Here is a 22242-nt window from a genome sequence, read left to right as displayed (position 1 = left end):
TGGTCACGACTCAGGTGTGCCGCCCGACTCCTTCGCGAGGGAGACTGCTTCGGCGAATGCTTTGGTCTCGTCGATCACGCGCAGGAACAGCGCCCAGTCGTCGGGCTTGATCTCGCGGGCGATCTGCTCGACGTCGTACTTCTTCGACCAGCCGTCCATCTCGGCCCACTTGAGGTTGAAGGAGCGGGTCGAGCGCTTCCTGTTGGCCGCTTCTGCCTGGCGGCGTGCACGGTTCTCCCGGGCGCGACGGAGGCGGTCCTCATGCTCGTCCTTGACGGCGTCGTCCAGGTGCTCGTCGAGGGGAGCATCGCCGGGCTTCATCAGTTCGTAGAGGCGCTTTGCTGCCCTCACACGCTGGTAGCCAGGGTCAACGGGACCACCGTTGCGGATGAGTGCCAGCTCGTCTTCGGCGACCTTCCGTAGGTCCTTCGGGAGGTCGCGGTCGGCGGCGACCCGCTCCATTTCCAGGATCTGCTCCAGCCGGTTGTACGACGCCTTCCCGGTCACCATCTCCGCGGCGCGTCGACGGGCGTCCCCGAGACCGGCAAGCTCCGGCCCCGCCGATTCGGCGGGGCCGGTCTGACCTGCAGTTTTGTCGCTGTCGTGCCCGAACTGGTTGGCCTTCATCCGACGCTCCGCGTCCTCTTGGAGCAGGACCTTCATCTCCTTGTAGAGCGCCGTCGCCTCCATCGTCGACAGTGGCTTGTGGGTGACGTTCTCGTCGCGTTCCGCCAGGAGCCGGGTCAGCTCGTCGCTGATCCCGGACCTCACCCACACCCGCAAGGTGTTCCACCCGAGCTTTTTGGCGGCTTCGAGGCGTCGGTAGCCACAGATCAGGTAGCCGTCGGGCGTGATCGTGACGGGCTGGAGCAGGCCGACGCGCTTCAAGGAGTCCATGAGCGGGGTCAGGTCGCCGGGGTCGCGGCGGTGACGTTCGCCGACGACGATCGAGGCGATACTGCGTTCGAGTTCGATGTGCCCGCGATCAGACATGACTCTCACCGACCTGCTTGGCAACCGGATGAACGGGGGCGATCGACTCGACTGCTTCCGCCAGGGCGTCATCGGCGAAGAGGTCGTCCAGGTTCTCGCCAGAGCAGAGCCTCAGCAGGACTCCGCGGGCGCGGTCGGTGCCCTGGTAGTCGACGCGCGGATCGCCCAGCACCACTCGCAACATCGTGAGCCAGCCCTGTTGGTCGACGTCGAGCCACCCGGGGCCGTTGCCGTCGCGGCGCAGGGAGATGTACGCGGTCCTCGGGTCGCCGCAGCGGTCGAGGCGTGCGGTGATGTACTCCAGGCCGAGTCGGGCGTCCCGTTCGGGCCAGCGCAGCTCCTCGAAGAACTTCACCGCCTCAGCGAGCGCGAAGAAGGCATTGGTCGGCTCGTCCTCGGGCTCGTTCGGCTTCGTCGCGTACGGGTCGGCCATCTTCGCGAAGAAGTGGAACGCCGGGTGGTAGTCGGCGATTTCGGAGTCGCGATCGGCGAACCGCTCGGCGTCGTGGTATTCGAGGCCGGCCGTCTTTCGTGCTTGTCCGGTCGAGCAGAGCAGACCCTCGGCACGCGACTCGTAGATCAGCGTCAGCTCGACCGCGTGAGTCACGACGGCCCACGGGTCGTCGGCCACGCGGGTGGAGCGCATTCGCATCACCTCGAAGGCGGCGGCAGCGGCGTCGGTCGGCTCCATGCCGTACTTGTGGGCGAGCCCGGCGTACTTCTCCATCGTGTAGGTCATCAGCTCGGCGGCTTCCGGGCTGGTCTGCCACGCGCGCCGTCCGGCGTAGGCGAGGTCGAGCAGGAGGAGCCGCAGCCCCTCGGCGGTTGCGAAGGCGGGTTGGTTCATAGCCCGAGTCCTTCCTGGTCGGTGATGCTCGGGCTTGCCGTCTCAGATCGAGCGATCGAGGTGCGAGTGATACGGCGCGACGCCTTGGAGACGGCGGCGCCTGGGGTACGACGTGCGCGGCGGGTCAGCTCGGACTGGAGGTCGATTCCGCGGCGTACGAACTTCGATCCGAGCAGGGTCGGCATCTCGCTCGGCCGGACCCAGGCGACACTGGGCTGGGAGCGTTCGGTCTCCTGCGTGACTCCGGCCGTGGGCACGGAGGGGTCGCGATGCACGGCTAGAGCATCGATGGCCTTCTCAGCTTCGGGTGGCGGAGCAGGTTCAGGGAGGGTGCGGTCGAGGCGGCGCTCGTAGGGGTCTGGAGTGTTCACAGTCCCACCGCCTCAACCGCCTGCGTAGGGCGCGGCTCGTTCGCCGGACCCAGGCGCGTCGCGATCCGGTACGCCGACCGGATCGTCGCCATCGCCTCCCGCTCGGGCAGGCCAGCGGCGTACGCCGCTTCGCCGAGCAGCGAGGTCGTGGTGCTCAGGTCGTGGCCCTCCTCGGCCATCCGGCAGGCCGCCCAGAACAGGCCACCATTGCGGCCACCCTCCGGGCGGGAAGCCACCCAGGCGGCGAGCTTGTCCGGTCGAGCGCCGACGGCCGGGATGTCGGTCGGAGGCCGCATCGGCCGGGGTGGGTCGAGGAAGCCGCGCAGCCCGTTCGCGTCGACCGGCCACGGGTTGTGGTGCTCGGCGACCGCTATCTGCTGGTAACTGCGGCTGACGCCGTCCTCGCCGGTGACCTGGGATGGCGGGATGATGATGTAGCCGCCGTCACCCCGGAAGTCGATGTGCTTGCTCGGTACCTGCCATGAGCGTTGCTCGCGTTCGGACGTGCGTAGGAAGTAGGCGTGCAGGCCGCCCGACGGGGTGCGGACCAGCCAGGCCCAGCCCTCGACGAAGCCAGCCCTTCGGGCGTGCTCGAAGGCGGCGAAGCCGGAGCCGGTCTTGTGGACGTCAACGTCGACCACGTCGATGCCGCTGGCCGCTCCCGTCGGGACGCCGATGTTGGCGTCGGGCTGGCGACGCCACCAGAAGCTGATGACGTCGGCTTCGGCGCTGGCGTCTTGGAAGCCGTGGGCGGTCAGCGGGCGCTTGCCGCCGGGGACGCATGGGAAGACCGGAATGCCGCTGGCTCCCAGGTGTCCCGCCGCCGTCGCGAGATCCGGTGCTGTGACGATGCTGTTGAGGAGCCGCGGAGTCCACCGGACCGTCGCGGCTCGCCGTTGGTGCAACTGGTTCATGCACTCGACAGTCCTCAGCCTGCGCACCAAAAATCGCCCCTCCAGAGAGCGCCCCTCCGAGGGCGGGCGCAGGACGGGCGCAAAGGTTCAGTCGGAGTTTCCGCAGGTCACACGCAAATTCGGACGCGCCCCTCCACGAGTTGAGAATGTTTCCGGGAGGGGTTGCGCGCCCAGGATCGGCAGGGGGCTCCCGTGGTCGAATCGTCCATATCGTCCCCCCAAGAGCAGTTACGCTTGTCAGCGTGTGCACGTTCGAGGGATGTGACCGACCGCTTGGCGAGAAGGGCGGTAAGTCCCAAGGGCTGTGCAGCGGTCACTACCAGCAGCTCGTCCGCGGGAAGCCGCTCGCACCTCTCCAAGCCAAGCGCCCCAAGGGAGCAGGTCGGGGTGTCTGCACCTTCCCAGAGTGCGGGCGAGAGGCTTTCGCGCGCGGTCTTTGTGCGGGACACAACAGGCAGCGCCGACTGGGGAAGGACCTCACCCCGCTGTCGGTCAAGGCCAAGCCGTCGGCCATGACGAAGGACCTCCCGTGCGACTACCTCGGGTGCGAGAACACCCAGTACGCCAAAGGCTTGTGTGCGGGTCACTACGAGCAGCAGCGTTCCGGACGCTCGCTTGTTCCACTCCGAAAGCCGACCCGGCCGTAGCCACGGTCGCCAGCTAATTCGGACGGCGGTTGCTGCCCCACCCCTCCTTGCGCGCGATGTCGCTTGTCCTCTGGGGCGGGTCGATGGGCGGGAGGTAGTCGTCGGTGCGGTTGAACACGTCGTCGTTGAGCATCTTGTCGACGGCCTCGCCGTGGCCTTCAATGGCAGCGACCTTGACGAGATCGAGGCGGCAGATGTCGTCGTAGGGCGCCGCCTCGCATGCGGTCTCGGCGACCTCACGGGCGTAGTCGACGTCGCCCTTGGCGAGCGCATCGACCACGAGGATGTGTGCGGTGTCGACGATGGCGCAGCCGACCGTCTCGTGGACGCGTTCGGTGTCGAGCAACCAACTCCAGCCCTTCGCGCGCAACAGGCTGAACGGCATCCCCTGGACGAGCGACATGGCCGTCTTCAGATCCTCGATGCCCTCCGCGCCGCGACCCTCACCGCGAGCACGCAGCCGTCGGAACAGGTCGAGGTCAACCAGCACGTCGAGGACTTGGTAGGTCTTCACACCGGACTCGTGGTACACCGGCGACTCATTCGCGGCTGGAAGATAGGGAGTCTTCGTCCGAGGGTTCGTCCCGAGCCAGTCGCGCAGCGCGCTGACGTCCGTGCGTGCCCGTGACGCGGCGATGCCGAAGTTGTCGGAGATCTCACTGGCGGTCGCGCCTTTGGGGTGCAATGCCAAGTACGCGAGGATCTCGACGATGTACGGGCGTCGCTTCAGGATGATCGGCTTGACGATGCCGAAGGCTTCGGCGTTGACGGCGCCCAACAGGGTCAGACGGGGGCGCTCGCTGTCCGAGTTGAACCAGTCGGCCACGTCCTCATCGAGTGTGGGGTCGGCCTCCTCGACGGTGCGGCGTACCGGCTCAGGGACGACGGGAGCCAGGCTCTCGACGTCCTCGAAGGTGGTCGCGGCTGCCTCAACGTACTCCTCGGCGGCCCCGGGAAGCAGCGAGCCGTCGCCTGCGGGTCCTTCCTCGCGGATGTGAGTCAGCTCTTCGCGGAGCCCCCCGGCTTGGTCGGCGAGGGCACGCCAGCCGTCGGCGACCTGCTCGAAGGGCGGGACCTTCACCGGCTCGCTCTCGCGGGTCAGGTCGACGATGGCTGCGCACGCCTTCGCTTCCTCGCTGGTCAGGCCGGCGGCTTGGAGGTCGAGTCCGAGGACGGGCGCCGTCAGCCGCCCGGCGTGGTCGACCTGGAACACGGTCGACTCCGCGATCGGCGCAGCCAGCGACACCAGCGCCGTGCCGACTCGTGAGGAGGGCGCGGCAAGGAGGGGCGCAAGGTCGGCTGTCCCGTCGCTGGCGGTGATGACGGCCCGATACGGGTCGGGGTCCCCCCAGCCGTGCTCCAGCGAGGTCGTCACGTCACGCACGAAGCCGGGCACGGTCTGCTCGCCGTCGGTGTGGTGGCGCAGTCGGAGCGTGTCGAGCGGGGCAAGTTCTTCGCCGACTCCGATGACGTTCACCTCGACGATGGTCGACCACGGGTTGAGCGCCAGCTCGGCCGCGATGTGCCGAGCGAGTGCTTTGGCTCGCTCTGGATCACCTGCGAGCGTCACGACACCGAGGTGCTCCAGGTTCACCAGGTGGAGGCCGCCGTCGTCTTGGCCGACGGTGACGAGCAACGGGTACGGCGGGAGCACGTCGGCGCGCTCGACCAGGGCTTCACCGAGCGTGAGGGACCACTCGGAGCCTGCGCCCGTCCACGGCCCCGGCAGGTCGGAATCCTCGGCAAGGTGCAGGGCCACCGTGTCTTTGGCGAGGGTGGCGGTGACGACGTGGGGCAGCGCCCGTCCTGCGTCGGCGCATTCGCCGGCCAGGTGCAACAGCACCCGGTCGAGGTCCTCGATGGTCGCCGTGAGCGGCGCACCGGACACGAACGCTGTCTTCTCGACCGCGCGCAGTTCCTCGGGCGGAGCGGCGATGGTCTGGCCGGGCCGACGGTAGCGGAGCTGGGTGTTGCGGTGGGCGCGTACGGCGAGCAGGACCAGCCCAGCGAGGATCGCGCCCGCCCCGGTCAGACCCGGAAGCAGCCAGCCGGGGGCTGACGACTCCACATCGTCGGCATCGTCAACGGCAGCAACCTCAGGCTCCGCCTCTGGTTCGGCGGCGGCCGTGGGCTCTGGCGTCGGCTCGACGGAGGGCGTCTCGACCGGAGGTTCATCCTCGACAGGCGGCACCACCTCGGCGGGAGGTTCCTCGGGCACCTCGGCCCTGTGCTTGGCCTGCCCGGGGATGGTGATCTCCCAGCCTGGCCGGATCAGATCGGGATCGGTCAACGTGGCCCCGTCGGGCTGCACGGTGTCCCGCGACGCCTCGAAGAGCTCCGGGTAGCGCATCGGGTCGCCGAGCTTGTCCTCGGCGATCTCCGACAACGTGTCGCCGGGCTGCACGACGTACTCCTCGGCCTGGCGATCGCCGTCGACCTCGGTGACCTCGTTCGGCACCTTCAGCAAAGTGCCCGAGACGATGAAGTCGGGCCGACCGTTGAGCACGTCCTTGTTCAGCTCGACGATCTCGGTGAACCGCGTGCCATCGCCGAGCAAGCGCTCCGCGATCTTCCACAGACTGTCGCCGCGCTTGACCGTGTAGTCGATGGTCGACTGCTGCTTAGTCGGTGCCTCGGCAGCAAGGAGGGGCGCAGCTTCGAGCAGGACGGGCGCAGTCGTTTCGACCGCGAGTCGAGGAGCTTCGAGGACGGGCGCGGCCGCAGCGGCGTGGGCGGGTGGAGCTGGGAACGCTGCGACGACGGTCGGCGCTGCAACGAACAAGAGCGCCGCCACCGCGACGAGCTGTCCGACCGCACGCTGGGGAGCGCCGAGACCAGGCAGCGACGGTGTCGGCAGCCCCCGTACCTGCGAGATCACTTCGAGCAGCACCGAGACGGCGACGAACGCCCACGCGATCCAGGCGACGGCAGCGATGACGCCCATCGCGAGCGTGCCGTCGTCGGGGCTGGTCAGCAGGGTCCGCAGCTCCTCCAGGTCTGCCTGCCACGGGGCGGCACCGATGGCGATGAGGAGGAACGGAACTCCGGCGACGAGCAGCAGGATGAGCAGGGTGGCCGCGAGTCCCTGGAGTCGCTGGGCGAGAGTGGGCTGGTTCATTGTTCGCTCCCTCCGAGGCTGCGGATCAGTCGTGCTGAGGCATGGCTGGTGACGGTGAGGTCGCCGATGCCGATGAAGCCCAGGAACTTCGGGCTGTAGGTGTCGGTCACGTTCACCGCGATGGTGTCGCCGCCGGTGATGGTCACGGTGCCGGTGACGCCGGAGGCGGAGAGATAGTCCTCGGCGGCGTTGCGGGCTGCGACTGCGTCGACCGCGACGTACTGCCCTTGGATCGCAGGAGCGGCCTGAACCTGTTCGCCGCCCGTCCTGGCGGCTTCGGCGGCGACGTTGTGGGCCCGCTGCTTGGCGTGGACCTGTCCACCGAGGTCGACCGCCAGCCCGACGAGGATCATCATCACGAAGCTCGACACCGCCAGCCAGATGCTGATGGAGCCGCGTTCGTCGCGAGTACGTCGCTTCATCCGCGCTCCCTGAAGGTGTCCAACGGCGAGGTGCTGGTGGCCTTGATCAGGCGACTCCCTGGGACTCCGGGCACGGACAGGTCGCCCAGGTCGAGAAGGCATTCCACGGTGGCGGAGACCGAGCCGGCCTGCCCGACGCTCTTGGCGAAGTCGGAGACGTCGACGGTCACGGTGACGCTCAGGCAGCGGATGTCCTGGTTGGCGAGGCTCGACTCTGCTGCGGTCTTGGCGTCGGACTTGGCCGCGGCCGCCGTACGTGCGATCGAGGCGGAGCGGGCGGCGTCGGCGGCGGCGGACTCGACGGCCGAGTGGGTGGTGGCGGTGCGGCCACCGAAGATGATGAGCCCGACGAACAGCACGAAGGCGGGCACGCCGACAGCGGCCTCGACCGCCGCCGAGCCGCGCTCGTCCCTCACGCGTCGCCGCAACATCATGGTGCCGTGACCCTCTCCACCGGGAGCGAGGCCGACTGGACGATCACGGGGTTCCATCCAGGGATGACGCTCAGACTGTGCCCTCGAACTGTCACGGTGACAGTGGTCGCGGTGCGGTTGGCCGTCGCGGTCGCGCCCGACAACACGTCGTCGCCACCGGCTTCGTCGACGAACGAGGAGGCAGCCGAGACGCCGTCGGCCTCCTTGCCGTTCTCACCGCCAGCGGCCTTGGCGCCCTCTTGCGCGGCGGCGATCGCCACCGTCCGGGCGTGGTAGAACAACGCGGCCTGCATCCCGAGGAACATGACCGCGAAGAGAGCGGGCAGCAGGATGACCAGCTCGATGGAGACCGAGCCGCGTTCGTCCTGCCGCCTACTTGATCTGGCCCGCTTGGCTTTCAACGTAAGCCTTGATCGCCGCGACCACGATGCCGACGATGGCGATGACGGCCACCGCCCAGAGCACGTGCTCAGTGGTGACAGAGCCTCGCTCGTCGCGGGCACGCAGACGCGCATCGACTCTCAGATGGAGCGTGAGCAGGAGGGCGAGCAATCGGTTCATAGGGGCTTCTCCCTTTCGTTGATGGGTTCCCTTTCTCGGTGGTGAGGTGGGGGTCGTGGGTGTCAGGTGTTGCTGAACATCCGCAGCAGGGATGGGGCAACGAGCAGCGCCATGAAGATGACGCCGAGCAGGGAGCCGGGGATGGTCATGCGCTCACCGACGGCATTGGCCTCGGCGATCTCGTCGTTGAGCATCGCGGTGCGCATGGCTGCTGAGCGGGCACGCAGGTTGGCGTAGACCGACGCGCCCTCCTCCCCGGACAGCCGCATGATGTCGGCGAAGTCGTCGAGCTCGGGCAGGCCCAGCTCGTCGGCAAGGGCGTGCAGGGCATCCCACGGCGGCTGGCCCGACCAGCGCGACCTCGTCAGCTCCTCGGAGAGTCGGGTGAAGACCCACGAGTCGCCGACCTCAGCCGCGGCTTCCATCGCTTGCCGTACGCCGGAGCCGTTGTGCCGCTCCAATGCGACGAGGTCGATGTAAGCGCCGAGCGCACGCGCGAACTCGAGCCGGGCCTTCCGGGCATCGTCGACCGCGTTGTAGTTGGGCAGGAAGAACATCACCACAGCCAGACCGACCGACGCGATGGCCGGGACCGCGCCCGGAAGGCCCAGGCCGATCTGCTCGAAGAAGAACGCCAGCAGCGGCGGGATCACCAACCCCATGAGTGCCATAACGATCTTGTCGCCGTAGAACCGGGCCAACGGGATGCGCAGCAGCGCAAGCTCCCTCGTCGGCGTCCTGATCCAGACGGCCGGCGGGAGTGCCTTGATCGCCCACACGCCGATCCGCTCCTTGCCCTTGGCGGTCGTGACCGGGCCACCGGCGTTCGCCCGTCCCTTGGCGGGCGTCAGTCGTGACAGAGCTTCGGCGAGGTCCGGCTCGGCCGGCATCAGGCGGGCGATGAGCAGCACGACGCCGAGACCGAGGAACGCCCCTCCCAGCAGAGCAACTTGCAGTCCGGTGGTCATGCTGCGCCCTCCCTGGTGACGGGGACGGGCGACAAGAACCTGGGCATCGCCCGTCCGAGCGCCATGCGTTTCATCCAGACGAGCGTTGCGATGTAGAGCGACAGCAACACCACCAGGACGACCTGCCCGAGCGGGCTCTGGTACGGCCGCACGTAAGTCCCCGACACCGCGAGGATCACCAGCACGCCGACGCTGATCAGGGTGACCCAGCGTGCGGTGGCACGAGGCTTGGCGCGGTCTGCCTCGACCTGACGACGAGCGCGTACGTCGGCCGCAACCGACTCCGCGAGACCTTCGAGCACGCTCGCGAGCCCTGCGCCCCTTCTGCGGGCGCCGAGGATCAGGTTGGCGGCCACGAGGTCGCCGGTTGCATCGTCGAGCTCGTCGGCGAACGCGCGCAGGGCGTCCTCGGTGGGCCAGCGGGCGCGCAGCCGGGCCACCAGTCGGGTCACCTCGGGGGCAATCGCGGCAGGAGTCGAGCGCAGCGTCGCGACCAATGCCTGCTCCAGGCCGACGCCGACCGTGAGCACGCCGGAGAGGGAGCGGGTCCATTCCTCCATCGCTTCGAGGCGGGCGATCCGCTGGGCGGCCGAGGAGGAGGAGAGCAGGACGGGCAGGCCGACGAAGGCAACGGGCACGACGACGAGGGCGAGCACCCAGCCGGTTGCCAAGAATGCCACGACTCCGGCGGCGACTCCGCCGACCAGGAGCATCCGGGTCTGCTTGGTAAGCGTGCGGACCTTGCGCGGCCGGGAGGGACGCTCGACCACCGGGGACGGGCGCAGGCCCACGACGAGAGCGATCAGGCCACCGACGATCAGCGCGCCGGCGAGGGCAGGGACGAGGACGATCACGACCGCACCTCCTGCTGGGCCAGGTAGGAGCTGAGGTCGAAGCCGTACGCCGCGAGCGCCCGGTAGGAGTCGGGCAGGATCGCCGGAACTGCCGTGCCATCGAGGTCGGGCGCGAAGACGTGGGTGGTCGCATAGCCGGTCTCGCGCTCGCCGGGGTCGAGGGCGATGATCTCGGCCACCCGGCGTCGCCGAGCCGAACGCCCGCCGTCGTTGGTGGTGCGCATGTTGAGGTGGACGATCACGTCGATGGTCGACGCGAGCTTGCTCGTGGCCAGCGCGTGGGTGACGTGAGGCCCGGCTTCCATCGCGCAGGTGACCAGCTTGCGGATCGCTGCCACCGCGTCTGAGGCGTGAGTGGTGGAGATGGACCCGGTGCCAGACTCCATCGCCTTGATCATCGCCCAGACTTCTTTGCCTCGGACCTCGCCGACGATCTGGCGAGCGAGGTTGAAGCGGAAGGAGTCGACCAGGGCGTCGTCGAGCGTGAACTCGCCGGCCATGCGCCCGTCCGCACCACGCTCCCCGGAGCCCGGACGTGCCTCCCACGGGTGGACGATCTTGTGCCGCCCCAACTCGTGCAGGTGCAGCTCGTACTCGGTCTCGAAGGTGCCAATCGCCTCCAAGGGATCGATCTCAGCGCAGAGCGCCCGGACCAAGGTCGTCTTGCCCGCTCCCTGTGCGCCGGAGACCACGATGGACTTGCGAGCACGCACCGCCGCCCGCAGGAACGACGCGGCGACCGGCGTGAGCATCTCTCTGGCCACCAAGTCGTCGAGCGTCACCGTCATCAGCCGGTGCCGCCGGATCACCACAGACGGGCGCGGCGTGACCCATGCGGCAGCGGCGAGACGCGAGCCCCCGTCGAGCCGCAGATGCAGGCGCGGTTGTGCTTCGGAGAACCCGCGAGCGTTCACCTCGGAGCGCGAGGCGAGGAAGACCAGGAAGTCGATCAGCTCCTCGTCGGAGTCGGCGACTGGAGGGCCGTCGACCTGGGAGCCGTCGATGAGTTCCAGGACCACGCTGTCGTGACCGGTGATGATGATGTTCTCCACCCGGTCGTCGTCCACCAGCGGTTGAAGCCGGCCGAGCCGGAATAGCGAGTCGAAGACCGCCCGAGCGAGCGCATCCTGCTCAGCGACAGGAAGGGTGGGCATCCCCGCGTTGACGCGGTCGGCGACGGTGGCCTCGATGAGGTCCAGCACGATCGTCCGCCCCAACTCCTCCTGCGCGAGCTTGTCGAGCCGTCCTCGGTCGGCGGCGACCGACTGGCTGAGCTGCTCGGAGGCTTGCGCACGCAGCGCAGAGACCAGCGACCAGTCCAGGTTCCTGCCGATAGATGCAGTGGTGCTCACAGCCGACAGGTGTCCCACCGACGTCAGCGGGCGGGCGATGTCGCGGCGCTCGGCGACGGGCGGCACTGGCTGGGTGAACAGCGGCAGCCCGGCTGGCGGGGTCTCGTGATCCTCGTTGGCCTCAGGAGCGCGCTCCGTCGTCACGACCGGGCTCCTTCGAGCAGCTCGTTGCGACGGCGGGTGATCGTCGAGTGGATCGAGGCGATGGCCGCGTGGAGTGCTCGGGCCAGAGGTCCCGTGTCGAACTTCTTGGGAGGTGGCACTCCTCGGGAGAAGACCGCTGCAGACTCGGGGTCGTTCGGCAGAGAACCGAGCACAGGGAGGCTGACCGTCCCGGAGACGTCGCGGGCGCTGTAGGGCTGGCCCTCGCCGATCAGCAGGACCGCAGACTGGTGCCAGTCGAGTGCGGGGCGCTGGAACACTTCGGCCCACGACCGAAGCGCCGACAGGTTCGGCAGCGTCGTACGACTGACGAGCAGCGCCAGGTCAGCAGCATCGAGCAGGGGCTCCGGCGACCCGTGAAGTCCCAGTCGACCGGCATCGACGATCACGTCCTGCCCGGTGGACTCAAGTTCGCTCAACACGTCCGCCAGTGGAGTCCAGAGATCCCGGAGCGCGCTGGCCTGGGTGTGCGATCTGGTGCCGGCGACGAACGACACAGTGGTGCCCTCGATGGGACGGGCGACGTCGGCGAGTGCATCGCTGAGGTTGCTCGCCGTCAGCGCCAACTCGATGAGCCCGGCGTCGTACTCCCGCGTGCCACGGAAGTAGCCCGCCAACAACCCGGAGCCGCCGGTGGGATCGGCCTCGACGAGCAGGACCGGGCGCGGCCAGAGCAGCGCCAGCCCGAGCGCCGTCGTGGTGACGCCGGGCGAGCCGGAGGCAGAAGTGAGAGCGATGACGGCCATCAGCGCTCCCGTGACTCCAGGATGAGGGCGATGTTGCCGGTGGCGATCCGCGTGGCCAGCACCGCGGCGTCAGCCTTCGGGACGAGCAGGTCGACTACGGACTGCCCGGTCTCCTCGGAGACGTGGACCCCGACGACGGTGGCATCGTTGGTCAGCGGCGTCCCGGCCGGGAGTTCCTCGCCCTGGGTGGGAGTCACCACGACGAGCACGCGGTCGCCGTACTGAAGATCCAGGCCGGGTGCCTGGGCCTGGGTCAGCGCGACCCCGACCACCGACTGTCCCTCGCCTGGAATGACCTCGGCGGTGAACGAGCCCGGCGTGAGCATCCCGCCCTCGGCGATGTCCATCGCTGCTCGTTGCCCGAGGACCTCCTCCAACTGTGAGGCCGCGACCGGCTTGAGGGCAGGGTCGGCGCTGAGCCGTACGCGGGCGAGATCGTCGGCTTCGATCACCGCGCCGCGCTCGATGGAGTGCCGTGCGACGAGGACCTCTTGGGTATTCGTCGTCGCCGTCCATGCCCATCCGGCGAGCAGGGCGCCGATGCAGACGGCACCGATCGCGGAAGCGATGAGCGCGGGACGTCGTCGCAACCTCGGTGGCGGCGCGAGGGCAGTCGCGGCCGGACCCTCCTGGTTGAGAGTCCCGTCGATCCGGGTGGCTGTACTCATACTCACTGCCTCTCCGCTGCCCGTTACTGCACGAGCACCTGCGCTTCCCCGACCGCGATCGCGGCCGATCGTGTGAGGCCGTTCAGCCGGATGGTTCCGGTCTGGCCCGCCCCTTCCCATGTGATGACCCAGTCCGAGGTGGCGGTCACCGTGTACTTCCCGTCCGGCTTCTTCGAGCTCGACTTCTCATAGGTGTGCCCGCAGTCCGGCGACTTCGCTCTACCGAACGACGCCTTGTACGCCGTGCCGGCGCTCATGCAGGTCACTTCGGTGCCATCGCCCATGTCCCACGTGATCTTGTGGAGCGTCGCTGTGGCGGTGACGGTGATCCCGCCGGCGCTGGCGGACTCGGTGATCGGCCCGACCGTGTGCTCGTCGGGGCTGGCAGCCCACATCCACACGGGCATGCCGACGATGCCGATGCTGTCCTCACCAGGCTCGGGTGTGATGCCGATGTCGATGGCGCGCAGGTCCATCTGCTCGATCGCGATCTGCGCGACCTCGCGTGGAGTCGGGCCGGTATCGGAGTTCGGTGGCGGATCCTGCGACCAGATCCAGATCAGGATGCCGGTCTGCGGTTGGTAGCAGTTGTAGATCGCACCGTCGCCGGGCTCGTGGCCCTGCCAGTTGGGATCGCCGGCAGGAGGCTGCGGGTCGAGCATCGAGATGTAGCAGTTGTAGCCGTTCGACCAGTAGCCGTACTCCGACGAGCAGGGCACCGGACCAGGTGGCGGCTTATGGATGTTCTGCTTGGTGCCATCCCAATAGCACGCCGCGCCCGAGCCGGTGTCCTTCGGTCCGTCGTCACCCTCGTCGCCGGGATCACCCGGCTCGCCCGGCACCTCAATCCATATGAGACAGACGCCCGTCTCGGGGTCGGTGACCTGGCAGACCGTGTCGGCGTAGGACGGCGCCGGGGCGAGGATCAGCAGACCCGCTGCTGCGAGTGAGAGTGCGACGACACGGGCTACAAGGCTTCGCATGGCGTGCGCTCGATGTCCTGGCTGGAGGCGACACGCCACGAGCCATCGGGATCGGTGTCCCACTGGTAGTTCGACACCAGGAACTGAATCCAGCCGGTGTCCGGTCGGTCCGGGGTGACGACCGACTTGCCGTCCTTGTCGATGACGTCCACATCGCTGACGTCGAAGCACAGGTCGATCTGGACGGTCGGAACCTTGCCGGCCTTAGGGTCGGAGTTGTCAAGGTTGACTGACTTCACGTCCAGCTCGACGACCTTCGTCTCCCCGGTCTGCCGCACCCCCTGCTCGCGCTCGCGCTTGAACAGGTTCTGTTGGGCGGCGAGCTCGGTGCTGATCGCGACGTCGTCGAGGAGGGTCAGCGGCTGGCTGGGGTCTTGGCGAAGCTGGTTGCGGACGTCATAGAACTTCCGCAGCACGACAGACGCCGCCTCTGAGGCAACCTCACTGTCAGACGGCGGCGTCGGTGTGGATGTGGTTGGGGCCGGCGAGCTCGGGCTGGGGCTCGGACTCGCCGCTGGTTCATTGCCTTCGGCACACGACGTCAGAGCGACGACAATCAGTGCTGCCGTCGCGACACTCTGGACTCCTCGTACGCGCGTCATGACCGAGATCCTCTGCTCGACACCAGGGTTGGTGTTGAGCGCGGACGACGCCTTGCCGACGGACCGGCGAGGTCGCCGTGCTCGTAGTCTACGTCACATTTCGGACCCTGAATCTGGCTACCTTCCACGTCCTTCTCCTTCCGCTCGCGGCCGAGACCGCCGTCTCTGCTCCCCAGGTGCTCCGCGCCGTACGCCGCCTGCGCCCGTCCCACGCGCCCCTGCCCTCCTTCTCGACATACACGTCATGCAGAACGAGGTGGGCTCCGTGGCCCGGGGCTGTGGATGGACCCGCATGAAGTCGGGTCTATGAACACCTCGGCACACCTTCACGCCAAGGAGGTGTGCGCTGATGACCGTCTCGGTGAAGGCGATTCGCGCAGGCAGGGGCTGCGACTACCTGCTCAAGAGCGTGGTCCGCGGAGACGCCAACATTGGCGACCCGAACCCGGTCACGAGGTACTACACCGAGGAAGGCACGCCGCCTGGGCGCTGGATGGGCTCTGCGCTGCACGCCTTCGGCAACGGGGAGATCAAGCGCGGCGACACAGTGACGCCGCGCCAGCTTCAGGCTCTCATCGGCGCCGGGCTGGACCCTGTGACCGGCGAGAAACTGGGACGGGCGTTTCCCGCGTTTCCTCCGCTCGAAGAACGCATCGCGGCCCGGGCGGCGGAACTCCCCGCAGACCTGGGCGACGAGCGACGCAAGGCCGCACTCGCCGAGATCAAGTCCGAGGAGTCGGGGAAGGCATCGAGCGCCGTGGCCGGTTTCGACTACACGTTCAGCGTTCCCAAGTCAGTCTCCGCGCTCTGGGGCGTGGCCGACGCCGGGACGCAAGCGCTCATCGTTGAGGCACACCACCAGGCCGTCGCGGAGGTGCTCGACTTCATCGAGCGAGAGGTCGCCTGCACGAGGAGGGGCGTTGCCGTAGGAGACGGAGCGGTGATGCAGGCCGACATCATCGGAGTCGCTGCCACGGCCTACGACCACTGGGATTCACGTCTCGGCGATCCGCAGCTGCACACCCACGTCGTCATCTCCAACAAGGTCAAGACGACAGCGGACGGGCGATGGCGAAGTTTGGACGGGCGCCCCATGTTCGAGGCAAACGTTCCCATCTCCGAGCACTACAACGCCGTGTTGGCCGACCGCATGACGCGCCTCTTCGGCATCGAGTGGGAGCAGCGCGAACGTGGGGCGGAGCGGAACCCAGCCTGGGAGCTTGCGCCCGTCCCGGAGACCCTTGTCCGCGAGTTCTCCAGCCGGGCCAGCCATATCGACGAGGAGAAGGACCGGCTCATCGCCGAGTACACCGAGCGCACAGGGCATCGCCCGTCCTCGGCGAAAGTCATCCAGTTGCGCGCGAAGGCCACGCTCGCCACACGCCCAGAGAAGGAGATCCACTCCCTGTTCGACCTGACGACCGAGTGGCGAGGACGGGCGCAGAAGATCCTCGGGAGGGGCGCAGTCGATTGGGCGAAGGAGGTCACCGCCCGTCCCATCGCCCGTCCTACACTCCGAGCCGACGACATCCCCCTCGGGGCGATCACCGAGGTCGCGGCTTCTGTCGTCGGCGCGGTCGAGGAGAAGCGCTCGACCTGGAGGCACTGGAACCTCTGGGCCGAGGCATCACGGCAGACGATGGGCTGGCGCTTTGCCAGCGCCGAAGACCGCGAGGCTGTCGTCGGGATGATCGTTGACGCCGCCAAGCAGGAGTCGCTGCAGCTGACGCCACCTGAGCTCGTGGCCGTCCCCGAGACGTTCCGCCGAGCTGACGCCACCAGCCGTTTCCGTCCCCGGCACGCGGTCGTTTTCACGTCGGAGGCGTTGCTCGCTGCCGAGGACCGGCTCTTGGCTCGCTCGAACGACATGGCAGCTCCGTCTGTGGACCTGGCAGTGATCGAGCGCGTGACCCGCAAGGAACACCTGCTGTCTGCCGAGCAGTCCGAGACGCTGGTGAGCATTGCCGTGTCCGGGCGACAGGTCGACCTTCTCGTCGGCCCTGCCGGGGCTGGCAAGACGACGGCGATGCATGCTCTGAAGACAGCCTGGACGAAGGCTCACGGTAAGGGCAGCGTCGTCGGGCTGGCGCCGAGCGCCGTCGCCGCCCAAGTGCTCGCCGAAGACCTGGGCATCGGCTGCGAGAACACCGCGAAGTGGCTGCACGAGCACGACCGAGGCCGTGCGCGGTTCCGCAAGGACCAGCTCGTCATCATCGACGAGGCGACCCTCGCCGGCACTCTGACGCTGGACCGGCTCACGGCGCTCGCCGCCGATCCGGGCGCGAAGGTGCTGCTGGTCGGTGACTGGGCACAGCTCCAGTCGGTCGACGCCGGAGGGGCATTCAGCCTGCTGGCCTCCGCCCGTCCTGACACCCCCGAGCTGACCGAGGTCCACCGCTTCACCCACGAGTGGGAGAAGACAGCCTCCCTCGACCTTCGGTTCGGGCGCGCAGAGGTGATCAGCACCTACGTCGCGAACGAGCGCGTCCAGGAGGGCACGACCGACGAGATGATGGACGCCGCCTACCTCGCGTGGGCGGCCGACGTACAGACGGGGCGCACCTCAATCCTCGTCGCTGAGGCGACGGACATGGTGACCCGACTCAACCAGCGCGCTCGTGCAGACCGGATCGTCGCGAACCCCGTCGGCGACATCGAGGTCAACCTCGCCGACGGCACCCAGGCATCCGAGGGCGACCTCGTCATCACCCGGCACAACGACCGCCGCCTCCACACCCTGCGCCGTGGCTGGGTCCGCAACGGCGATCGCTGGACCGTCACCCGCGTCCATAAGGACGGCTCGATGCAGGTCCAGCGGCTCGGCGTGGACTTCGGCGGCACCGTCACCCTGCCCGCGGCGTACGTCGCCGAGCACGTCGACCTCGGCTATGCCGTCACTGCACACCGAGCCCAAGGGATGACCGTCGACACCTCACACGTCGTGGTGACCGGCTCGACGACCCGGGAGAACTTCTACGTCTCCATGACCCGCGGCCGCGACTCGAACATCGCCTACGTGGCCCTCGACAAGCCCGACGAGGGCCACGCCCCTCCCGAACCGGACGAGGTCAACGCCCACACCGTTCTGTACGGCGTGCTCCAGCACCTCGGCGGGGAGTTGTCGGCCCACCAGATGATCGTGGCCGAGCAGGAGCGCTGGTCGTCCATCGCCCAACTCGCTGCGGAGTACGAGACCATCGGCGCGGTCGCCCAGCGCGACCGCTGGGTTGCAGCCATCAAGAAGAGCGGCCTCACCGAGACCCAGGTCGACCAGGTGCTGACCTCGCAGTCGTTCGGTTCGCTGACCGCCGAGCTGAGGCGTGCGGAATCGAACTACTACGACGTCGAGAAGGTCCTGCCGGCCGTCGTCACCCGCCGGGCGCTCGACGACGCCGAGGACATCGGCGCCGTGCTCATCAGCCGCGTCCAGAAGGCAGCCCAACCAAGGCGTGGGAAGCATCGCCCGACCCCGAAGCTGGTCGCCGGCCTGATCCCGGTCGCGGACGGACCGATGAGTCCAGAGATGGCCAAGGTGCTGACCGAACTCGCGGACCTGATGGAAGGACGGGCGATGGCGCTGGCCGAGCAGGCGGCCAACGAAAAGGCACCCTGGCTGAAGCGGCTGGGTACCCCGCCCACGATCGAGGCAGCCCGGCATCGTTGGCTCCACGAGGTCAGGACCGTCGCCGCGTACCGCGACCGCTACAAGGTGGAGGGGCGCAGGACGCTGGGCGACCCAGACAACGAGGCTCAGAAGCTCGACGCCGCCCGCGCGGAGCAGGCCATCCGCCGCGCCAGAGCCATCGCCGAGGACGCGGCCAACCTCCAGGACGGGCGCAGCCAGAGGCTCGAATCACCGGGACGGGTGATCGCGTAGCGGTACACAGCGGCAGTTCCAGGCGAGTTCTCCCCAGAAGGGGCGATGGTGCGCCCGTCCTGTCGAACCACCGGTGTAGGGAGGAGATGAGTCCGACCGAAGGAGACCATCATGCTCGCCGCACTCTGGCACCTCAGCGCCGCGATCCGCGGCTACCTCCGCTTCTACATGCCTACCAACCGCGCAGTCGACTGGTTGCGCAGCCCGCGTGGTCTCAAGTGGGCGATCCCGGTCGCCCTCGTTGCCACGCCCGCCTACCTCGGCCTGACCGTCTTGGCGATCCACTTCGCCACCCGCCCCGGCCTCGGTTTCGCAAACGTGCTGGTGTTCCTCTACTTCTGGAACGCCGCAAAGTTTGCCTGGATGGCCGTCCTTTCGCCGCTGCTGATGCTCAGAGCGGCCGCAGCGCGACACCGCGAGCAGCGGATTGCTCAGTCCTTCGTGTCGGCCTGACCGAAGAGACGCTCCCGCTCTGCGGCGACGACGAGGCGGGCGAGTTCGGCATCGGTGACATCGACCGCATCCGGCGCTTGTTCGGCGATCACGCTGTCGCGGGCGAACTCGTCGAAGAGCTGCTTCTTGTCGGCGAGGATCTCTCGTATGCGCTCGTCCACGCTGTTCTCGCTCAGGAGCCGGTGGACCTGCACGGTGTTCGTCTGACCCATGCGGTGTGCGCGTGCGATCGCCTGGGCCTCCATGGTCGGCTTCAGCTGCGGCTCGCAGATCACCACGACCGATGCTGACTGGATGTTGAGTCCGACGCCGCCGGCGGTGATCTGAGCGACGAGGGCTGCCCCGTGGCCAGCGGAAGCGAACTTGTCGACGAGTGTCTGACGGTCCCTGGCTGGCATCGATCCGGTGAGGGGGCCGAAGACTTCTCCCCGGAGAAGCCGCGCGACCTCGTTGAGGACTTCACGGAAGTACGAGAACACGATGACCTTGCGGCCGTTGGATTCGGCCTCGTCAACGATCTCAAGGAGTCGTTCGACCTTCAGCGACCTTGCGGAGAGCATCGCTGCCCTCCGCATCAGCATGAAGTGACCTTCCTGCACAGCTTCGCGGTAGGAGCGCTCGTCGGCGTCAGACATCCCCATCCACTCGTCGATCTCGACAAGCTCGGGCAGCTCTGTGAGGACGTCTTCCTGGTTTCGACGCAGGTAGGCAGGTGCGACGTGCTTGCGGAACTTCGATGCCAGGAACTCTGGGGCAGAGTCGGATAGGTCTGAGCGGATGTAGCCGATCAGGTTGCGGAACTCCTGCACGCTGTTCTCCAGCGGGGTGCCCGTCATGAGGACGACGTACTTCAGGGAGTCCATGACCTCGGCGGCTGCGAGTGATCGCTTCGCATTCGGGTTCTTGATGTAGTGCGCCTCGTCAAAGACCGCCGATGCGACCTCGACGTTGTTGATGTGTTCCTGTGCCCACGGGAGCAGGTCGTACGTCGTCACTGCCACGCCACCGTTGCGAATCCACGACTTGGCGGCATAGTTGCGCTCCCAGAGCGGGCCGTGAAGTCGGGCCGCACTGAGCTTGGTGTGCTTCGACGTCTCGCGAATCCAGTTGCTCACGACCGCTGCCGGGCACACCACCAGGAAGTGCGAGTGCCCTGTAGCGCGAAGGTGGGTGAACACGGCCAGCGCCTCGACGGTCTTGCCGAGCCCCATCTCGTCGCCGATGACGACCTTCTCCTGCACGAGCGCGAAGCGAGCACCGAAGCTCTGGTAGGTGCGCAGCGAGGCAGTGAGGTAGTCCCTCTTCAACTCCTTGGCTCGGACTGCCTCGATGATCTCCTCGGGGAGATCGCCGTGCATCTTCTTCTCGTCCTCAGTCACGAAGCCGAGTTCGGTCAGCATCCCGAAGTAGTCGGCCGGTCGTGACAGGAAGTCGGTCCATACATCCGAGTCGGTGCTAGCGGGAACACTGCGCTTGAGCGCGTCAGTGAGCATCTCCACGACACGTGCCGCGCCGGTTGCGGCTCCTTGCGTGAAGCTGACGACGTGCTCCGCGGATCGGTTGGAGCCGAAAAGCGTGCTCAGCCTCTTCGCGAGCGCAACTTCATCCTTGCTGGGGTCAAACCGTCGGGCGGCGTCCCATTGCCGCAGCGCGTCGAGAAGGGCACCGGTCTTCTTGGAACGCCGCTTGACGTCGATGCGCACAGGCGTCTCGTCTCGCACAGCTTCGAGCAGCCGCAGCGACGCTTGGGTGATGGCTCTGGCGGAGGTCTCACCCAGCCCGGACAGTGAGGCCAGGAGGTACTTCTCCTGAAATTTCAAAACGTCCCACACGTTGTGGAGGTCGTACGCCTCCAAGGGGGCGGTCCGAAAGCGTTCGGTGTTGGTCGATGCCTTCCGAAGCGCGTCGAGGTCCATCGCCTTCAATGCATTTGCTACGTCGTTCGCCTGTACGTCCTCGGCCGCCTTCTTCGCCTGCTCCGCGGCCTCCTTCGCCGCCTTGGCAGCGTTGATGATCGTGCCCACACTGGCCCGCGCGCGAGCCGTCAGAGCCTTGTCCAGCAACTCGACATTCGACGCGTCGCCTGGCAAGAACGACGTGAACGCGAGTGAGGGTTCTAAGAGCCGGTCGAGGTTGCCGCCGCTCTCGACACCTGGAGGTGTCAGACGATCCAGGTTGCTCTCGACCGTTGTTGCTGACTCCAGGAGTCGCGCGGCCTCGTTGTGTGCTGCCAGGCAAGTCCCGCTGCGCGGGCACTTCCAGGCGCCGTCGAAGGAGGGCGTGATCCGAGACGCGACTGTACTGGCGAGTTCACCAGCCGCGGTCAGGTCCGACTCGTCGGCTGATGTGAGCACGAACGAACTGAGCAGTTTGAGGTTCGGTACGAGGTCTGCGTCAGCCGGCGCGAAAGGGATGAGCCGCGTGGACGGGATGCCCTTGACGTCGACCGCCGAAGCCAGAGCCGTCTCGATCGTCGACTCGACATTCTTGAGAGCGTTCACTCGGGCGTCGCGGATGGCCTGTGCGCGAGCGGTCCACGTGCTCGCCTTCTCCGCAAGGTTCTTGACCTGTGCGCGCTCCGTCGTGAGTTGAGCATCGACACGTTCCCGAGCTGCAAGGATCTTCAGATCCAGCCCTGAGGCGTCAGCCTCCTGTTCAAGGTCGCGCAACAGGCGGGCCGACGAATGCCATGTCGAGCACGCGCCGGTGGCACAACGCGACGGGTCGAGAAGGTGTTCGGCCTCGGGGGCATGGAGGTCGACCACTTGGATGAGCGATTGCATCGCAGTGTCTTCCTCGGCCGTCAGCACCTTTTCGCGAGTGACCGGCATGTGGGTGGCATCGAGCAGGATCTCCGCGGATTCCGCACGCAGCGAACCCAGTGTCGTGAGGAGCGTTTGAAGTTGGTCGCGCTCGGCGGCCGACTGGGCGGCCAGCCGCCCGTGCAATGCCGCCAGCGTCTCGTCCGTGGAGGCTGCTTTGACCTGGCCGTGGAACGAACCGAGCCGGGCCGCCGCCTCGTGGGCGGGCTGGAGTTTCTTGCGTCCGTCGAACCACACGGTCTTCGCGAGCTGGCCAGCCGTGACCAGGTCTCCGGATGCCGTGACCTGGCCCAGCGAGTCGAGGAGTGACAACTCGGCGGTCGGGTCGATCCCCGTCGAGAGTGGGAGGTGTGCTGCGAGGTGTCGGACCTCTTCGGCAGTATTGACCCAGGCGCGGACCTCGTCGATGACCGCGCCAAGTTGCTGCCGGTCGGCGCGCTTCATCTGG

Annotated in this window: 19 protein-coding genes; 2 read left to right on the top strand and 17 right to left on the bottom strand. The window is 67.7% G+C overall.

The window, feature by feature from the left end:
• Positions 1–3: 3 nt before the first annotated feature.
• The 16 genes from AB7I40_RS10065 to AB7I40_RS09990 all read right to left on the bottom strand — a co-directional run bounded on the left by AB7I40_RS10065 (position 4) and on the right by AB7I40_RS09990 (position 14456).
• Positions 4–993 (bottom strand): ParB/RepB/Spo0J family partition protein, encoded by a 990-nt coding sequence (locus tag AB7I40_RS10065; protein ID WP_428346075.1) that lies wholly within the window; start codon positions 991–993, stop codon positions 4–6.
• The gene (locus AB7I40_RS10060; protein WP_428346074.1) at positions 986–1840 is read right to left on the bottom strand and encodes a hypothetical protein; all 855 of its coding nucleotides are present in this window, start codon (positions 1838–1840) and stop codon (positions 986–988) included. The genes AB7I40_RS10065 and AB7I40_RS10060 overlap by 8 nt, the downstream gene beginning before the upstream one ends.
• Positions 1837–2211 (bottom strand): hypothetical protein, encoded by a 375-nt coding sequence (locus AB7I40_RS10055; protein ID WP_428346073.1) that lies wholly within the window; start codon positions 2209–2211, stop codon positions 1837–1839. The genes AB7I40_RS10060 and AB7I40_RS10055 overlap by 4 nt, the downstream gene beginning before the upstream one ends.
• Positions 2208–3125 carry a bifunctional DNA primase/polymerase gene (locus tag AB7I40_RS10050; RefSeq protein ID WP_428347954.1) on the bottom strand — a complete coding sequence of 306 codons (918 nt, stop codon included), beginning with the start codon at positions 3123–3125 and terminating at the stop codon, positions 2208–2210. Before AB7I40_RS10050 ends, AB7I40_RS10055 begins: the two co-directional genes overlap by 4 nt.
• Positions 3126–3785: 660 nt before the next feature.
• Positions 3786–6890: a LysM peptidoglycan-binding domain-containing protein gene (locus AB7I40_RS10045; RefSeq protein WP_428347953.1), complete on the bottom strand. Its 3105-nt coding sequence runs from the start codon at positions 6888–6890 to the stop codon at positions 3786–3788.
• Positions 6887–7312 (bottom strand): TadE/TadG family type IV pilus assembly protein, encoded by a 426-nt coding sequence (locus tag AB7I40_RS10040; RefSeq protein WP_428347897.1) that lies wholly within the window; start codon positions 7310–7312, stop codon positions 6887–6889. The genes AB7I40_RS10045 and AB7I40_RS10040 overlap by 4 nt, the downstream gene beginning before the upstream one ends.
• Positions 7309–7728: a TadE/TadG family type IV pilus assembly protein gene (locus AB7I40_RS10035; RefSeq protein WP_428347896.1), complete on the bottom strand. Its 420-nt coding sequence runs from the start codon at positions 7726–7728 to the stop codon at positions 7309–7311. The genes AB7I40_RS10040 and AB7I40_RS10035 overlap by 4 nt, the downstream gene beginning before the upstream one ends.
• A 14-nt stretch (positions 7729–7742) precedes the next feature.
• Complete coding sequence (locus AB7I40_RS10030; RefSeq protein WP_428347895.1) at positions 7743–8147, bottom strand: TadE/TadG family type IV pilus assembly protein; 405 nt, start codon at positions 8145–8147, stop codon at positions 7743–7745.
• On the bottom strand, positions 8119–8307 hold the full coding sequence (locus tag AB7I40_RS10025) for a hypothetical protein (protein ID WP_428347894.1): 189 nt from the start codon (positions 8305–8307) through the stop codon (positions 8119–8121). Before AB7I40_RS10025 ends, AB7I40_RS10030 begins: the two co-directional genes overlap by 29 nt.
• A gap of 62 nt (positions 8308–8369) precedes the next feature.
• On the bottom strand, positions 8370–9275 hold the full coding sequence (locus AB7I40_RS10020; RefSeq protein WP_428347893.1) for a type II secretion system F family protein: 906 nt from the start codon (positions 9273–9275) through the stop codon (positions 8370–8372).
• On the bottom strand, positions 9272–10129 hold the full coding sequence (locus AB7I40_RS10015) for a type II secretion system F family protein (RefSeq protein WP_428347892.1): 858 nt from the start codon (positions 10127–10129) through the stop codon (positions 9272–9274). Before AB7I40_RS10015 ends, AB7I40_RS10020 begins: the two co-directional genes overlap by 4 nt.
• A complete protein-coding gene (locus AB7I40_RS10010) occupies positions 10126–11625 on the bottom strand; it encodes a CpaF family protein (RefSeq protein WP_428347952.1) in 1500 nt (499 codons plus the stop codon). Before AB7I40_RS10010 ends, AB7I40_RS10015 begins: the two co-directional genes overlap by 4 nt.
• Complete coding sequence (locus tag AB7I40_RS10005; RefSeq protein WP_428347890.1) at positions 11622–12389, bottom strand: hypothetical protein; 768 nt, start codon at positions 12387–12389, stop codon at positions 11622–11624. Before AB7I40_RS10005 ends, AB7I40_RS10010 begins: the two co-directional genes overlap by 4 nt.
• On the bottom strand, positions 12389–13057 hold the full coding sequence (locus AB7I40_RS10000) for an SAF domain-containing protein (protein ID WP_428347889.1): 669 nt from the start codon (positions 13055–13057) through the stop codon (positions 12389–12391). The genes AB7I40_RS10005 and AB7I40_RS10000 overlap by 1 nt, the downstream gene beginning before the upstream one ends.
• Positions 13058–13080: 23 nt before the next feature.
• Positions 13081–14040: a hypothetical protein gene (locus tag AB7I40_RS09995; RefSeq protein WP_428347888.1), complete on the bottom strand. Its 960-nt coding sequence runs from the start codon at positions 14038–14040 to the stop codon at positions 13081–13083.
• Positions 14025–14456: a hypothetical protein gene (locus AB7I40_RS09990; RefSeq protein ID WP_428347887.1), complete on the bottom strand. Its 432-nt coding sequence runs from the start codon at positions 14454–14456 to the stop codon at positions 14025–14027. Before AB7I40_RS09990 ends, AB7I40_RS09995 begins: the two co-directional genes overlap by 16 nt.
• A gap of 535 nt (positions 14457–14991) precedes the next feature.
• Here AB7I40_RS09990 and mobF point away from each other — a divergent pair.
• Together mobF and AB7I40_RS09980 are read left to right on the top strand one after the other, a co-directional pair.
• Positions 14992–18519 carry a MobF family relaxase gene (mobF, locus tag AB7I40_RS09985; RefSeq protein WP_428347886.1) on the top strand — a complete coding sequence of 1176 codons (3528 nt, stop codon included), beginning with the start codon at positions 14992–14994 and terminating at the stop codon, positions 18517–18519.
• A 111-nt stretch (positions 18520–18630) separates the two neighbouring features.
• Positions 18631–18972 (top strand): hypothetical protein, encoded by a 342-nt coding sequence (locus AB7I40_RS09980; RefSeq protein ID WP_428347885.1) that lies wholly within the window; start codon positions 18631–18633, stop codon positions 18970–18972.
• Here the strand turns inward: AB7I40_RS09980 and AB7I40_RS09975 are convergent.
• The gene (locus AB7I40_RS09975; protein WP_428347951.1) at positions 18951–22238 is read right to left on the bottom strand and encodes an SNF2-related protein; all 3288 of its coding nucleotides are present in this window, start codon (positions 22236–22238) and stop codon (positions 18951–18953) included. The genes AB7I40_RS09980 and AB7I40_RS09975 overlap by 22 nt on opposite strands.
• Positions 22239–22242 lie beyond the last annotated feature (4 nt).

The organism is Nocardioides sp., assembly GCF_050246775.1.
Lineage (GTDB): Bacteria > Actinomycetota > Actinomycetes > Propionibacteriales > Nocardioidaceae > Nocardioides.
The sequence above is the reverse complement of the archived record's forward strand: the minus strand, read 5'-3'. Positions and strand labels throughout refer to the sequence as shown.

Coding starts and splice junctions, on each gene's coding strand:
- AB7I40_RS10065 (WP_428346075.1), bottom strand. CDS start 993: ATGTCTGATCGCGGGCACATCGAACTCGAACGCAGTATCGCCTCGATC.
- AB7I40_RS10060 (WP_428346074.1), bottom strand. CDS start 1,840: ATGAACCAACCCGCCTTCGCAACCGCCGAGGGGCTGCGGCTCCTCCTG.
- AB7I40_RS10050 (WP_428347954.1), bottom strand. CDS start 3,125: ATGAACCAGTTGCACCAACGGCGAGCCGCGACGGTCCGGTGGACTCCG.
- AB7I40_RS10045 (WP_428347953.1), bottom strand. CDS start 6,890: ATGAACCAGCCCACTCTCGCCCAGCGACTCCAGGGACTCGCGGCCACC.
- AB7I40_RS10040 (WP_428347897.1), bottom strand. CDS start 7,312: ATGAAGCGACGTACTCGCGACGAACGCGGCTCCATCAGCATCTGGCTG.
- AB7I40_RS10025 (WP_428347894.1), bottom strand. CDS start 8,307: ATGAACCGATTGCTCGCCCTCCTGCTCACGCTCCATCTGAGAGTCGAT.
- AB7I40_RS10020 (WP_428347893.1), bottom strand. CDS start 9,275: ATGACCACCGGACTGCAAGTTGCTCTGCTGGGAGGGGCGTTCCTCGGT.
- AB7I40_RS10005 (WP_428347890.1), bottom strand. CDS start 12,389: ATGGCCGTCATCGCTCTCACTTCTGCCTCCGGCTCGCCCGGCGTCACC.
- AB7I40_RS10000 (WP_428347889.1), bottom strand. CDS start 13,057: ATGAGTACAGCCACCCGGATCGACGGGACTCTCAACCAGGAGGGTCCG.
- AB7I40_RS09995 (WP_428347888.1), bottom strand. CDS start 14,040: ATGCGAAGCCTTGTAGCCCGTGTCGTCGCACTCTCACTCGCAGCAGCG.
- mobF (WP_428347886.1), top strand. CDS start 14,992: ATGACCGTCTCGGTGAAGGCGATTCGCGCAGGCAGGGGCTGCGACTAC.
- AB7I40_RS09980 (WP_428347885.1), top strand. CDS start 18,631: ATGCTCGCCGCACTCTGGCACCTCAGCGCCGCGATCCGCGGCTACCTC.
- AB7I40_RS09975 (WP_428347951.1), bottom strand. CDS start 22,238: ATGAAGCGCGCCGACCGGCAGCAACTTGGCGCGGTCATCGACGAGGTC.